Consider the following 14,671-nt stretch of genomic DNA (forward strand, 5'->3'; position numbering starts at 1 on the left):
GGGATCAGCCTCCGGATGTCAGACGGGGTGTCAGACCGTCACCGCGGCGACCCGGCCGCCGGACTGCCGGAACCGGCCGTCCAGCTCCGCGTCCTCCACGGCCGCCACGTCCTCCAGGACCGCGAGCACCCTGCCCCCCGGTTCGACGGCGGTCACCGTGCAGGTCACGCCGGTCCGGCCGGGCCTGACGTCCTCGACGGCGACGAGGAAGTCCGCGTCGGACGGCAGCGGCGCGTACAGCCGCACCCGCCCGATCTCCATCGGCAGGCTGGCCCGGCCGCGCCGCTCCCGCACCCACACCAGCACCGCCTGGAGCAGCAGGTCGGCGAGGACGGGACTGTGCAGCCGCCCGTGGTAGGCGCCGTGCGCGGGACGGTCGTCCGCCAGCCGGGCGCGGACCAGGAGCCGCTGGTCGTCGCTGACCAGCACCGTGCGCAGCCCGCGCAGCGCGGGACCGTGGAAGAGGGTGCCGTCGCGGTACAGCGGGGCGGCGTCCCGGCCGGAGGCGGCGGTGCGGGCGAGCGCGGCGAGGTCGGCCCGCTCGGCCGCCGGGGCGGCCTCGGCCACGGAGACGCGCGCGCTGTAGGCGGGGCGGCTGCGGCCGGAGTCGTCGACCGACGAGGCCAGGACCTCGGCTTCGGAGGCGGGCGCCGGTTCCACGGACAGCCGCAGCTTCCGCGGCTGCTGCCCGTCCGGCTCGTCCCAGGAGACGCCCTTGAAGACCTTGAACCCGCTGACGCCGGTGACGGCCCGCCCGGTCGCCGTCTCCACGGCGTTCGCGAGCGCCCCGAGCGCGGCGGTGGCGGGCAGCACCCGGCGGTCCCCGATGGTGTGGTCGGTCAGCAGCGGCTCGGCGGCGAGGTCCGCGAGGGTGCGGTCGACGACGTACGCGCCGGGCGCGGGGGTGTCCGTGGGGGCGTCCGTGGGCGCGGACAGCGGGGTGAGCGGTCCGGTGACGACGACCGTGTCGTGGCCGTGCGCGGCCGTGAACTGCTCGGCGAACATCCCGGCGCCGGTGGCGAGCGGCACCAGCGCGACGCCGCGCTCGGCGAACATCTCCCGCAGGTCGTCGGAGACCATCCCGCCGTCCCAGGCGCCCCAGTTCATGGCGGTGACCCGCGCGGACGGCAGCTCCCGCTTCAGCCGGGCCGCGATCCGGTTCAGCGCCTCGTTGGCCATGGCGTAGTCGGACTGGCCCCGGTTGCCGAAGAACCCGGCGACCGACGAGAACAGCACCAGGTGCCGCAGCCGGGCCACGCCCCGCAGCACGTCCAGGACGTTGCCGAGGCCGAGCAGCTTGGTGCCCAGCACCCGGCGGGTCTCCTCGGGCGCCTTCTGCGCGATCAGCCGGTCCGCGAGCACCCCGGCCCCGTGCACCACACCGGTGACCCGCCCGGCGTACGGCGCGAGCACCCGGCGCACCTCGGCGGCGTCGGTGATGTCGACGGTGAGGTACTCCACCCGCGCCCCGGCCGCGGTGAGCCGGTCGAGGTTGGCGGCGATCTCCCGCGCCGCGGTGATCTCACGGAACCGCGCCTCCACGGCCCGCGGGGTCGGCTTGTCCCCGCCCTGCGCGGACCTTCGCGCGATGAGGCCGCGCAGCGCGGGCCCCTCGTGCCCCACGGCCCACTCCGGCTCGGGCACCGGCCTGCTCCGGCCGAGCAGCAGCAGCCCCACCGGTCGGGCCGACACCAGCGCGTGCAGACAGTCCGCGGTGATGCCGCGCGCCCCGCCGGTCACCACGAACAGCTCGTCCGCGGCCAGTTCGGGCACGGCCGCCGCGTGCGCCACGGCGGGCTGCGCGGCCAGTCCGACGGTACGGCGCCCGGTCGCGTCGTGCGCCACCTCGGTGAGCGCCCCCGACAGATCGCTGATCTCCTCCAGGAACCGCGCCCCGACCGTCGTGGGCGCCATGTCCGGCGCGAAGTCGACGGTACGGGCGAACAGCTCGGGCGCCTCGATCGCGAGCGTCTTCACCAGCCCGCCGACGCCGCCGAGCAGCGGCGAGCCGTCGCCGCCGCCCCGGTGTCCGGCGGCCCCGTCAAGCCGCGTCACGGCGACGAACCCGGCCCGGTTCCCCCGCGCCGCCGCGGACTTGAGCGCGGGGAGCGCGTGCTTGGCGACCAGCAGGGAGTGCTCCAGCCGCCGCACGCCCTCCCGCCACTCGGGCCCGGCCGCGGCGGCCATCTGTACGACGAGATCGACCCGACCGGCGGTCAGCGCCCCCGCCAGCTCCGTCTCGTCCCAGCTCGCCAGCCGCCGTACGGCGTCCGCCTCCGGCACCAGCCCGTCGACGCCGGGCAGCGCCACGACCTCCACCCGCCAGCCGTCCCCGCGCAGGGCCCCAACCAACGCCCGCGTCAACACGGACCCGTCATCGACGACCACGGCGGTACGCGGCTCCGGGTAGGCGCCGACCAGGGTGGACGGCGCGGGCAGCTCGGTGAGCGTGGCGTGGGTACGGCCGATGCCGGGGGCGGGCGGGTAGGTGACGGTGAGTTCGGAGGGGGGCGCGGGCGGCTGGGTGGATGCCAGGAACCCGGCGATGTCCTCCAACGTCCGCAACTCGGCGAGCCGCTCGGGGTCGATGTCCTCGGAGACCGGGTACGCCTCCTGCAACGCCCCCAGGATCTGCACCCGCTTGATCGAGTCGATACCGAGATCCGCCTCCACATCCATCGACGGCTCCAGCATCTCCACCGGGTAGCCCGTCTTCTCCGCCACCGCACCCAGCAGGGCCTTCATGACCTCGTCGGAGGCGGGCGCGGGAGCGGGAGCGGGAGCAGCAACGGGCTCGGGGGCGGGTGCGGGCTCGGTGGACACCGTGGATGCCAGGAAACCGGCGATGTCCTCCAAGGTGCGCAGCTCCGCGAGCCGCTCGGGGTCGACATCCTCCGAGACCGGGTACGCCTCCTGCAACGCCCCGAGGATCTGCACCCGCTTGATCGAGTCGATACCGAGATCCGCCTCCACATCCATCGACGGCTCCAGCATCTCCACCGGGTAGCCCGTCTTCTCCGCCACGGCGCCCAGCAACGCGTTCATGACCTCGTCAGAGGCGACAGGCGCAGGGGCAGGGGCAGGCTCAGGCGTGGGTGCGGGAGCGGGGGCGGGGGCGGGGGCGGGCGCGGGCTCGGCAGACACGGTGGAGGCGAGGAAGCCCGCGATGTCCTCCAACGTCCGCAACTCGGCGAGCCGCTCGGGATCGACGTCCTCCGAGACCGGGTACGCCTCCTGCAACGCCCCCAGGATCTGCACCCGCTTGATCGAGTCGATACCGAGATCCGCCTCCACATCCATCGACGGCTCCAGCATCTCCACCGGATAACCCGTCTTCTCCGCCACCGCGCCCAGCAGCGCGCCCATCACCTCGTCGGAGACAACGGGGGCGGCGGCCTCCGCGACCACGGGCTCGGGCTCGACCACCGGCTCCGGCTCAGGCGCGGGCGCGGGCGGCGTCTCGGTCACCGTCTCCTCCCCCCGCAACGCGTCCAGCAGCAACCGCGTCGACCGGTCGTGCGCCGCCCCGATGCGTTCGCTGTGCTCCTGGATGATGCGCAGGGCCGCCTCGGTGTCGGGGTGGGCGCCGGAGCGTACGGAGTCCTCCAGGGCGCGGATCGAGGCGTGCACGGTGTCGGCGTGGGCGGTGAGGATCTCCGCCTGGAGGCCGAGGCCCTCGCGCAGGACGGACTCGACGGGGTCGGCCTCGGCGGGGTCACCGCTCGGGCTGGCGCCGGTCAGCGGGACGGGCTCCGCGAGGGCGGCCCGGTAGGCGGAGCGGCGTTCGTCGGTGACGTAGTTGATGCCGCGCAGCGGGATGTTGAGACCCTTGCGGGCGGGGGGCGCCGGGCGCGGGGCGACGTCGGTGTCTATGCCGGTGACGGGGAGGCCGAGGACGGCGAGTTCGACGGCGGCGCGCTTGAGGGCGATCTCGCTGTCCTTGGAGGGGCCGCCGTCCACCGCGAGGGTGACGACGTCGGCGCGGCCTTCGAGGATGCGGTCGATGAGGTCGGTCAGCACCCGCTTGGGGCCGAACTCGACGAAGACGCGGAACCCGTCGGCGTACATGCGCTCGATGCCGGAGACGAAGTCGACGGGCTGGAGGAGCTGGTCGACGAGGGTGCGCCGGTTGGCGGCGGCGTCGGTGCCGTAGGCGGCGCCGGGGGTGTTGGCGTAGACGGGGAGGGTGGGGGTGCCGAGGCCGGTGCGGTCGACGGCCTCGCGGAAGGCGTCGGCGGCGTGGGCGACGAAGCCGGTGTGGAAGGCGGCGGAGACCGGGAGCCGCTTGGCGGGGACGCGGCGGCCCGAGGCGTCCGCGACGAGGCGGTCGATCTCGTCGGTGGGGCCGCCGACGACGATCTGGCCGGGGGCGTTGATGTTGCAGATGGCGACGTTGCGGTAGGTGGCGACGAGGCCCTGGACGTCGGTGAGGGAGGCCCGGATGGCGGCCATGGCGCCGGGGTCGAAGTCGGCGGTGGCGTGTTCGGGCGGGGCCATGGCGAGGCCGCGGGCGCGGGCGAGTTCCGCGAACCGGTCGTCGTCGAGGGCACCGGCGGCCCACAGGGCGGTGAGTTCGCCGAAGCTGTGTCCGATGGCGCCGTCGGGGCGGAAGCCGAGGCTCCGCAGCCAGGTGTACTGGCCGGAGGCGAGCGCGCCGATGGCGGGCTGGGCGAAGTCGGTGCGGCGCAGTGCCGCCTCCTGCTCGCGGCGGGCGGCGTCGGTGAACGGCGGCGGCGGGAAGACCGTACGGGCGAGGGTGTCGGGGCCGTGGGTGAGCCGGTTGGCGCGGTCGAAGGCGGCGCGCAGCGGGGGCAGGGCGAGGGCGGCCTGGCGGCCCATGCCGACGTACTGGCTGCCCTGTCCGGCGAACACGGCCGCCGTCTTCCCGCCGGGGGGCAGGGCGGCGCGGCGGTAGGTGATGCCCTTGGGGTGCTGCCAGGCGGCGGAGTCGGCGCGGGCGCGCAGCAGTTCCACGGCGGTCCGGCGCAGTTCGGTGAACTCCTCGTCGGTGCGGGCGACGATGCCGACGCGGGCGTCGCCCTCGGGTATCGGTCCGGCGTCGGCGGGCGGGGCGCCGTTCTCGATGCGGGCGGCGAGGGCCTCGGGTCCGGCGGCGTGCCACAGCCCCCAGCGGGCGACGGGGCCGAGGACGCCGGAGGGGGCCGGGTCGTGTTCCTCCAGGACCATGTGGAAGTTGGTGCCGCCGAAGCCGAAGGAGGACACCGCGGCGCGGCGTTTGCCGCGGTCGGGGTCGAGAATCCAGGGCCGGGCCTCGGTGTTGACGTAGAAGGGGGTGCTGGCGGGGTCGACGGCGGGGCTGGGGGTGTCGACGTTGATGGTGGGCGGCAGCACCTTCTGGTGCAGGGCGAGGGAGAGCTTGATGAGGCTGGCGGCGCCCGCGGCGGCCTTGGTGTGCCCGATCTGGGACTTGACGCTGCCGATGGCGGCGTAGCCGTGGTCGTCGGTGTCGGCGGAGACGACGGTGGACAGGGCGGACAGCTCGGTGTGGTCGCCGACGGCGGTGCCGGTGCCGTGGGCCTCGAAGAGTTCGATGGCGCCGACGGGGAGGTCGGCGTCCTCGTAGGCGCGGCGCAGGGCGAGTTGCTGGCCCTCTGCGCGGGGGGCGTAGATGCTCTTGAAGCGGCCGTCGCTTGAGCTGCCGATGCCGCGCAGGACGGAGTAGACGCGGTCGCCGTCGCGTTCGGCGTCGGCGAGGCGCTTGAGGGCGAGCATTCCGATGCCCTCGCCGATCAGGGTGCCGTCGGCGGACTCGTCGAAGGGGCGGATGAGCTGGCTCCTGGAGAACGCCGGGGTCTTGCTGAAGCACATGTACATGAGGATCGTGTTCTCGGCGTCGCAGCCGCCGGTGAGCATCAGGTCGGCGCGGCCCTCGATGAGTTCGCTGACGGCGAGTTTGACGGCGGCGAGGGAGCTGGCGCAGGCGGCGTCGACGGTGCAGTTGGTGCCGCCGAGGTCGAAGCGGTTGGCGATGCGTCCGGCGACGACGTTGCCGAGCATTCCGGGGAAGCTGTTCTCCTCCCAGGGGATGTACGCCTTCTTGAACCGCTGGGCGATCTCCTCGGCGTCCTGCTCGCTCAGGCCGACGCTGCGCACGACCTCCTTGAGTACGGGGGTCTGGAGGCGGGCGGAGAGCGGCTGGGTGAGGGAGTTGGCGCCGGTGACGCCGAGGATGACGCCGGTGCGGGAGGCGTCGTACCAGCTCGCGCCGTCGGCTCCGGCGTCGCGCAGGACGTCGCGGGCGACGGTGAGGGAGAGGAGCTGGAGGATGTCGGTGACCTCAAGGGTGTTGGGCGGGAGCCCGAACTCCATGGGGTTGAAGGCGATCTCGGGGAGGAAGCCGCCGCGCCGGACGTAGGTCTTGTCCTCGGCGGCGGGGTCGGGGTCGTAGTAGTCGTCGGGGTTCCAGTGGGACGCGGGCACGTCCTCGATGCAGTCCGCCGCCCGCACGATGTTGTCCCAGAACTCGCGCAGGTCGCGTGACTTGGGGAAGAGGCCAGCCAGCCCGACGATCGCGATCGGTGTCTCGGCCAGACGTGAGTGCTGCACGATGGTCCTCCGAATGTCCTTACGGTGCTGCGCGTCGGGTACGGCGAGGGGGCGGTTCAGTTGCCCTGCGGGACGGCGGTGAGCAGGTCGGCGAGGGCGGCGACGGTCTCCGGTCGCTGGAGCAGGGTGTAGTGGTCACCGGGGACGGCGAGCTGCCGCAGGGGGCGTCCGCTGAGTTCGCCCCAGCCGAGGTCGTGGCTGTCGGGCAGGAGTGAGCGGTCGGGTTTCACGACGGTGACGGTGCGGTCGAGGGGGTCGGGCAGGTAGTCGGCGGTGCACCGGTTGTTGCGGACGAGCCCGGCGTGGAAGGCGCCGTACAGCTTGCGCATCCCGGCGGGTTCGGTGCCGGGGGGCAGGACGCCCTGGGTGACGGCGGCGTCGAGGAGGGCGTCGAGGCTGGTGAGCGCGGTGGCGTCGGTGTGCAGGCGCTGGCCGCGGCGGGCGCCGAGGTACATGGCGAACCAGTCGAGCAGCAGGGCGGGGGTGAGCGCGTCGTCGGGGCGCTGGAAGGCGGCGACGGGTGCGATGGAGTCGAGGACGACGAGCGCCCCGAGTCTGCTGCCGCGGCCCTCGGCGTCGAGGCGGGCGGCGATCTCGTAGGCGACGACGCCGCCGAAGGACCAGCCGACGAGCGCGAGCGGTCGCCGGGTCAGCCCGGCGTCCCGGAGCTGACGCAGACACCGGTCGGCGAGGTCCCGCACGCCGGGCACGGGCGCCGTCGGGTCGAGCCCCGCGGCGACGTACTCGGGCACGGCCCCGAGATCGCAGAGGTACGGCTCCTGCTCCACCCCCAGCCGCCCGGCGAACGCCCCCCACACGGTGGCGGGCAGGGCCCCGGGATGCACGGCGACGACGACCGGCCCCAGCGACGTCCCCTCACCCACGCCCCGGGTACCCGGCTCCTCCGCCAGCCGGGTGGCCCGTTCGGGTGCTGGTCGCAAGGGGGTCAGCAGGGGGCGGGGGGTGCGGTCAGGCCGCGGTGACATGCCGGTCGCTCTCCTCGGCTATGTGCTCGGACAGGGCGGCGATCGTCGGGTGGTACCACAGGGCCGTGGCCTCCAGTTCGAAGCCGAGCCACTTCTCCAGTTCGCCCGCGAGGATCAGCGCCTCCGTCGAGTCCAGGTCGAACTCGTCGAAGTAGCGCTCCACGTCGATCTGGTCCTGGCCGACGCCGAGCCGGATGGCGAGCTTCTCGACGAGCCAGGCCCTGGCCTCTTCGGCGGTGACACGCTGCATGGGGGGTCCTCTCGAATCAGTCGATACGTCGATACGTCAGTGCGCCGGTACGTCAGTGCCGCGCGGCCCGCATCTCGCGGGCGACCGCCTCCGCCGCCTTGCGCCCGGAGACGAACCCGGCCTCGTGGGAGCCGATGAGGTCGACGCCGATGCGCGGGGCGTGGAAGTAGGAACCGGCCAGCTTGATCCGGCCGCCCGGGGCGTTGACGTCGTAGACGGTGCGCTGCATGGCCCGCACGCCGAGGTCGATGACGGGGTGCGTGAACGGCAGCTCGCGCACGACGAGTTCGTCCCGGGGCGTGATCGGTGAGTCGAGGGTGACGAAGTAGTCGTGGCGGGCGGTGAAGCCCTGGAGGGCGTTCATGTAGTAGGCGACCCAGGTGCGCGGGCGGCCGTCGACGGTCTTCAGGCCGTAGTTCCAGCTCTGCCAGCGCTCCCGGCGCGGCGGCATCGCCGCGGGGTCGGTGTGCAGCACGGCGCTGGTGGAGCTGTAGCGGACCTTGCCGAGGATCTCCGCCTGGAGCGGGGTGGGCCGTTCCAGCAGGGCGAGGGTCTGGTCGGCGTGCGCGGCGAGTACGGCGTGGTCGTAGCGCTCCTCGCCGTCGGCGGTGCCGACGACCACCGTGCCGTCGTCGTCCTGCCGCACCCGGGTGACCGGCGTGCTGGTGCGGACGGTGCCGTTGAGCCCGGCGACCACGCGGCGGACGTACTCGACGCTGCCGCCGCCCACCGTCTTCCAGGCCACCGAGCGCCCGCCGAGCCCGCCGGGGTCGTGGGACATGAAGAAGGCGATGACGGTGGTGGCGGGCATCTCCCAGATCAGTTCGGCGGGCACCGACCAGACGGCGGTGGCGAGCAGCACGACGTAGCCGTACTTGAAGGCGTCGCTGTAGCCGCCGCGGTCGAGGTACGCGCCCAGGGAGAGGTCGGTGCGCTTGCGCAGGAAGTCGCGGGGGGCCTCGCGGTGGAAGCGTTCGGCGTCCCGCCACAGGGTGAGGAAGTCGGCCGGGTAGCGGTCGGCGATCTCGGCTTCGGTGAGTTCGAACTCGGCGGTGCCGTAGTCGAGTCCGCGGTCCAGGTCGAAGAAGTCGAAGCCGCCGGTGTGGTCCAGGGCGGTCACGCCGAGCTTCTCGAAGAACGCGGTGAGTTCCGGGTAGGTGCGGGCGTTGAAGACGACGAAGGCCGTGTCGACGCCGATGGTGCGGCCGTCGTCCTCGGCCACCTCCACGGTGTGGGCGTGCCCGCCGGGGCGGTCCTGGCTCTCGTACACGGTGACTTCGGCGTCGTCGGGCAGGTGGTACGCGGCGGAGAGCCCGGCGATTCCGGCTCCGACGACTGCGACACGGGTGGTCATGGCAGGGCTGCACCTCGACTCGGGCACTCTGGAACGGCCTCGGACGGCCACGAACGGCTGGCCCGCCAGTCCTCCGGCGGACGGCGCTCGAAAACCGTAGGGTCGGCTGGAAATCGTGGTCAATCAGCCCATCGGCGGCGCGGGTCGGCCGATCGAAGGCTTCGATGCGCCGATGTGGGGGTGTCCGGATCCGGCCGTCCGGGGCCTCCGTGGGCGCCCGCCGACGCCAACGGGAGGATTCGTCGGCGCGCCAGGTGTCCGGATCTCCGGCCGCGCGCTCTCTTACCCCTGGGACCGCCTATGAGGGGAGCACCTCCATGCCCACGATTCCCTGGATGCCCGGGGCCGACAAGGCCACGGACCCGGCGCCCGGCAGCGCCGGCCCGGCCGTGGTCATGGCGTCCCGGCTGGAGCTGAAGTCCCTGCGGAGCGTGCCCCGGTTCTTCGTGCTGTCGCTGGTGATCCTGCGGCAGGTGCGCGCGGCCGAGGGCTCGGTCGGGGTGTCCCTGCGGGCGGAGCCGCTGAAGCGCACGTTCTGGACGCTGTCGGCCTGGCGGGACCAGCGGGCGCTGGACGCCTTCGCCCGCACCGACCCGCACGCGGTGAGCGTGCGGCGGCTGCGCCCCGGCATGAAGGGCGCGCTGTTCGTGTTCTGGACCACCGGCCGCGACCAGTTGCCGGTCAGTTGGGACGAGGCCCGCCGCCGCCTCGCCGAGCAGGCCGGACGGGAGACCCCGGCCGCATGACCACCACCGCCGAGTCCGGCGCCGCCCCGGTCATCCCGCACGCCCGGCTGGTGCTGCTGGCCGCCTGCCTCGGGCTGTTCATGTCGTTCATCGAGGTCACCGCGGCCATCTCCACCCTGCGCGCCCTCCAGGTCGACATGGGCGTGGCGCCCGCCGACCTGAGCTGGGTGTCCAGCACGTACACCCTCGTCGTCGCCGCGTGCGTGCTCTCCGGCGGGGCGCTCGGCGAGCGCTTCGGGCGGCGCCGGGTGTTCCTGACCGGGGTCGTGCTGCTCGCGGCGGGCTCCCTGGTGGTGGCGACCGCGGACGGCTATCCGCAGGTGCTGCTCGGGCGGGGGGTGAGCGGTCTGGGCGGCGCGCTGGTGCTGCCGACCTCGCTGGCGTTGATCACGACGACGTTCTTCGTGGACCTGCCGCGCATGGTGCGGTTCATCGCCGTGTGGGTGTCCGTCTCCGGTATCGGTCTCGCCGTCGGCCCGCTGCTGGGCGGGCTGCTGCTCGACGTGTCGGGCTGGCGGGCGGTGTACGTGGTGAACACCCCGCTCGCCGTCGTCACGGTGCTGGTCACGCTGCGCGCGGTGACCGAGTCCCGGGTGCCGGACCGCCCGCTGGACCTGGCGGGCCAGTTCTGGGCGGTCCTCGGGCTGTCGACGCTGGTGTACGGCATCGCGGTGGGCGGTCGCGAGGGCTACGACGACCCGTGGGTGGTCGCGGTCCTCGCGGTGGCCGCCGTCGCCCTGACCGCGCTGGTGCTGACCGAGCGCCGTACGGCCCAACCCATGCTGGACGTGCGGATGATGCGCGACGGCCGCTACACGGCGGCCCTGTGCGTCGCCGCGGCCTCGCTGTTCGTGTTCGTCGGCGTGATCTTCGTGGAGGTGCTGTTCCTGCAACGGGTGCGCGGCCTCGGCCCGTTGGGCACCGGGGTGCGGCTGCTGCCCGCCATGCTCGCCTTCGTGGCGGCGACGTTCACCGCGCAGCGCCTCGCGGGCAGGGTGCGGCCGGGACGGCTGCTGGCGCTGGGTTCGCTGATCACCACGGTCGCCGCGCTGGTGCTGCTGTTCCAGCGGCCGGACGGCTCCTACGCGGTCACCGCGCTCGGTCTGCTGCTGGTCGGCTCGGGCAGCGGGCTGGTCGTCGCGCCGTCGACGAACGCGGCCTTCGAGGTGGTCGACGGCGCGCTGATGGGCCAGGCGTCCTCGGCGGTGACGGCGTTCCGCCAGGTCGGCTCGGTCCTCGCGACGTCGGTGCTGGGCGCCGTACTCGCGCTGCGGTTCCTCGGCACGCTGCCGGGCAGCCTGGACGAGCGGGGCGTGGCCGGTCCGGTGGCCGACCGGGTGGTGGCGGTGGCCCGGGACGGGGGCGCCGGGACGGCCAGCGTGTCGCCGCCGCCGATCACCGGGGCGGTGGGGGACGCCTTCACCAGCGGGGTGCACGGCGCGCTGTGGGTGGTCGCGGGCGTGGCCTGTACGGCCGCCGTGCTGGCCTGGGCGCTGCTGGCGACGCGGCGCGCCGAGTAGCCCCTGGATAATGCGGGGCATGTCGTCCCGTCGTCGTACCGCGCGTCCCTCCGCTCCCGCCACCTGCCCGTGCGGGCTTCCCGAGCCGTACGAGCGGTGCTGCGGCCGGTACCACTCCGGTGCCGCCGCCGCGCCGACCGCGGAGGCGCTGATGCGGTCGCGGTACGCCGCCTTCGTGCGCGGCGACGCGCCGTACCTGCTGCGGACCTGGCACCCGCGCACCCGTCCCGCGCGGCTCGACCTCGACCCCGGGACGCGGTGGACCGGTCTGGAGGTCCTCGGCACCGCCGACGGGTCGGCGTTCCACGCCACGGGCACGGTGACGTTCCGGGCGTCCTTCCGCGGCGGGAGCCTGCACGAGCGCAGCCGGTTCGAGCGGGTGGACGGGGCGTGGGTGTACGTGGACGGCGACTTCCTGGAGTGACGCCCGTCACGGCGCCAGGATGTCCAGCTCCTCCAGGGCGCCGAGCGTGATCTGCCGGGTCAGCTCCTCGGCGCGGGCCGCGTCGCGGGCGCGGACGGCCTCGGCGACCTGGACGTGCAGGGTGACGGCGGCCGGATCGGGGTCCTCGAACATGACGTCGTGGTGGGTGCGGCCCGCGAGGACCTCGGCGACGACGTCGCCGAGGCGGGCGAACATCTCGTTGCCGGAGGCGTTGAGGATCACCCGGTGGAAGGCGACGTCGTGGAAGAGGTAGCCCTCCAGTTGGTGGCCGCGCGAGTTGGCGACCATGCCGAGGGCGCACTCGGTGAGCTGGGCGCACTGCTCGGCGGTGGCGTTGCGGGCCGCGAGTCCGGCGGCGACCGGTTCGACGGCCGAGCGCAGCACGGTGAGCGAGCGGAGCTGGCGCGGCCGGTCGGCCCCGGCGAGGCGCCAGCGGATGACCTGGGGGTCGTAGACGTTCCACTCGCGGGTGGGCAGCACGGTGACGCCGACGCGGCGGCGGGACTCGACCAGGTGCATGGACTCCAGCACCCGGACCGCCTCGCGCATCACCGACCGTGACACGTCGAAGCGCTGGGCGAGTTCGTCGGTGCGCAGCACGCTGCCCGGTGGGTACTCCCCCGCGGTGATCTCGGGGCCGAGGGTGTCCAGAACCCGGCCGTGCAGCCCCCGGCCCGTTGTGCTCATGCACTCAGCGTACGGGGCAGGTTACGGGAACAAAAAGTCAGACTTATATGTCACAGAGTCTTGAATTCGTCGTACTAATCAGTTTCAGTGTGGCCGACGTCAGAAGTCGACGTCGCATGTCGAGGAAGACAGCGAGGCAGAGATGCGTACCCCCCACGTCGTGGTCGTGATGGGCGTCGCCGGAACGGGCAAGACCACCATCGGTCCCCTGCTCGCCGCCCGGCTGGGCGTCCCCTACGCCGAGGGCGACGACTTCCACCCGCAGGCCAACATCAGCAAGATGTCGGCCGGTACCCCGCTCGACGACGAGGACAGGTGGCCCTGGCTGGACGCCATCGGCACCTGGGCGCACGGGCGGGCCGGGCTCGGCGGGGTGGTCAGCAGCTCCGCGCTGAAGCGCGCCTACCGCGACCGGCTCCGGGCCGCCGCCCCCGGTGTGGTGTTCGTCCACCTCACCGGTGAGCGCGCGCTGATCGAGGAGCGGATGCGGCAGCGGCAGGGTCACTTCATGCCCACCGCGCTGCTGGACTCGCAGTTCGCCACGCTCCAGCCGCTCCAGCCGGACGAGGCGGGCGTCGCGGTGGACGTCTCGGGCACGCCCGAGGAGATCACCGCCCGCGCCATGGCCGCGCTGGACGCCCTCGACCAGTAAGCCTTCCCCCTCCCCCACCCCCCACTTCTCCCCACCCCTCCCCACTCACAAGGAACTCCCGTGACCAGACTCAGCGTCGAGATGCTGGCAGCGGACCCCGTCGAGCCGATCACCTCGGCCGGTCACGCCCATCTGGGCATCGCCGTCCTGGCGGGCATCGCCGTCATCGTCCTGCTCATCACCAAGTTCAAGCTCCACGCCTTCCTCGCGCTGACCATCGGGACGCTGGCGCTCGGCGCGTTCGCCGGGGCGCCGCTGGACAAGGCCATCGCCAGCTTCACCACCGGACTCGGCTCCACCGTGGCGGGCGTGGGCGTGCTGATCGCGCTGGGCGCGATCCTCGGCAAGATGCTCGCCGACTCCGGCGGCGCGGACCAGGTCGTCGACACGATCCTCGCCAGGGCGGGCGGCCGTGCCATGCCGTGGGCGATGGTGCTGATCGCCTCGGTGATCGGTCTGCCGCTGTTCTTCGAGGTCGGCGTCGTCCTGCTGATCCCCGTCGTCTTGATGGTCGCCAAGCGCGGCAACTACTCCCTGATGCGGATCGGCATCCCCGCCCTCGCGGGCCTGTCCGTGATGCACGGCCTGGTGCCCCCGCACCCCGGCCCGCTGGTCGCGATCGACGCGGTCGGCGCCGACCTGGGCGTGACGCTGGCGCTCGGCGTCCTGGTCGCCATCCCCACGGTGATCATCGCCGGTCCGCTCTTCTCCCGGTACGCCGCCCGCTGGGTGGACGTCCCCGCGCCGGACAAGATGATCCCCCAGCGCGCCTCGGAGGAGCTGGAGAAGCGTCCCGGCTTCGGCGCCACGCTGATCACGATCATGCTGCCGGTCATCCTGATGCTCTCCAAGGCGCTCGTCGACATCGTGATCGACGACCCGGAGAACACCGTGCAGCGGGTCTTCGACGTCATCGGCTCCCCGATGATCGCCCTGCTCGCCGCCGTGCTGCTCGGCATCTTCACGCTGCTGCGGCCCGCCGGGTTCGGCAAGGAGCGGGTGTCCGGTCTCGTGGAGAAGGGGCTCGCGCCGATCGCGGGCATCCTGCTCATCGTCGGCGCGGGCGGCGGCTTCAAGCAGACGCTGATCGACTCCGGCGTGGGCCAGATGGTCCTGGAGATCTCCGAGGACTGGTCGATCCCGGCGCTGCTGCTGGCCTGGCTGATCGCGGTGGCGATCCGGCTGGCGACCGGTTCGGCGACCGTCGCGACGGTCTCGGCGGCCGGTCTGGTCGCACCGCTCGCGGCCGACATGTCGACCAGCCACGCCGCCCTGCTGGTGCTGGCGATCGGCGCGGGCTCGCTCTTCTTCAGCCATGTCAACGACGCCGGTTTCTGGCTGGTGAAGGAGTACTTCGGGCTGAACGTCGGCCAGACCATCAAGACCTGGTCGGTGATGGAGACGATCATCTCGGTGGTCGCGGGCGGACTCGTCCTGCTGCTGTCGCTGGTCATCTAGCGCGGC

General features: G+C 73.3%; 10 protein-coding genes. 5 read left to right on the forward strand and 5 right to left on the reverse strand.

What is annotated here, in order from left to right:
* Nucleotides 1-30 precede the first annotated feature (30 nt).
* Genes ACFQZ6_RS06910 through ACFQZ6_RS06925 form a run of 4 tightly spaced genes read right to left on the reverse strand, consistent with a single transcriptional unit; the run spans nt 31 to nt 9,157 of the window.
* Nucleotides 31-6,567, reverse strand: a complete 6,537-nt coding sequence (locus tag ACFQZ6_RS06910) for an SDR family NAD(P)-dependent oxidoreductase (protein ID WP_381605664.1) — start codon at nt 6,565-6,567, stop codon at nt 31-33.
* A 56-nt stretch (nt 6,568-6,623) separates the two neighbouring features.
* Nucleotides 6,624-7,553, reverse strand: coding sequence for a thioesterase domain-containing protein (locus ACFQZ6_RS06915; protein ID WP_381605667.1), 930 nt, complete (start codon nt 7,551-7,553; stop codon nt 6,624-6,626).
* Entirely contained in the window at nt 7,537-7,803 is a 267-nt protein-coding gene (locus tag ACFQZ6_RS06920; RefSeq protein WP_360218069.1) for an acyl carrier protein, read from the reverse strand. Before ACFQZ6_RS06920 ends, ACFQZ6_RS06915 begins: the two co-directional genes overlap by 17 nt.
* Nucleotides 7,804-7,855: 52 nt before the next feature.
* Nucleotides 7,856-9,157, reverse strand: coding sequence for an NAD(P)/FAD-dependent oxidoreductase (locus tag ACFQZ6_RS06925; RefSeq protein WP_381605669.1), 1,302 nt, complete (start codon nt 9,155-9,157; stop codon nt 7,856-7,858).
* A 317-nt stretch (nt 9,158-9,474) separates the two neighbouring features.
* Between ACFQZ6_RS06925 and ACFQZ6_RS06930 the strand changes: the two genes are divergently transcribed.
* From ACFQZ6_RS06930 to ACFQZ6_RS06940, 3 genes are read left to right on the forward strand one after another with little or no spacing between them, the layout of a single operon-like run.
* The gene (locus ACFQZ6_RS06930; protein WP_381605671.1) at nt 9,475-9,903 is read left to right on the forward strand and encodes a DUF3291 domain-containing protein; all 429 of its coding nucleotides are present in this window, start codon (nt 9,475-9,477) and stop codon (nt 9,901-9,903) included.
* Complete coding sequence (locus ACFQZ6_RS06935; RefSeq protein ID WP_381605673.1) at nt 9,900-11,423, forward strand: MFS transporter; 1,524 nt, start codon at nt 9,900-9,902, stop codon at nt 11,421-11,423. The genes ACFQZ6_RS06930 and ACFQZ6_RS06935 overlap by 4 nt, the downstream gene beginning before the upstream one ends.
* Nucleotides 11,424-11,442: 19 nt before the next feature.
* The gene (locus ACFQZ6_RS06940; RefSeq protein WP_381605675.1) at nt 11,443-11,847 is read left to right on the forward strand and encodes a YchJ family protein; all 405 of its coding nucleotides are present in this window, start codon (nt 11,443-11,445) and stop codon (nt 11,845-11,847) included.
* 6 nt (nt 11,848-11,853) lie between these two features.
* Here the strand turns inward: ACFQZ6_RS06940 and ACFQZ6_RS06945 are convergent, their stop codons facing one another.
* Entirely contained in the window at nt 11,854-12,555 is a 702-nt protein-coding gene (locus ACFQZ6_RS06945; RefSeq protein ID WP_381605677.1) for a FadR/GntR family transcriptional regulator, read from the reverse strand.
* 142 nt (nt 12,556-12,697) lie between these two features.
* On the opposite strand from ACFQZ6_RS06945, the gene ACFQZ6_RS06950 reads away from it, so the two are divergent.
* On the forward strand, nt 12,698-13,207 hold the full coding sequence (locus tag ACFQZ6_RS06950) for a gluconokinase (RefSeq protein WP_381605679.1): 510 nt from the start codon (nt 12,698-12,700) through the stop codon (nt 13,205-13,207).
* A 60-nt stretch (nt 13,208-13,267) separates the two neighbouring features.
* Nucleotides 13,268-14,665 carry a GntP family permease gene (locus ACFQZ6_RS06955; RefSeq protein WP_381605681.1) on the forward strand — a complete coding sequence of 466 codons (1,398 nt, stop codon included), beginning with the start codon at nt 13,268-13,270 and terminating at the stop codon, nt 14,663-14,665.
* Nucleotides 14,666-14,671 lie beyond the last annotated feature (6 nt).

Origin of the sequence: Streptomyces flavalbus, assembly GCF_042674625.1 — a bacterium.
Classification (GTDB): domain Bacteria; phylum Actinomycetota; class Actinomycetes; order Streptomycetales; family Streptomycetaceae; genus Streptomyces; species Streptomyces flavalbus.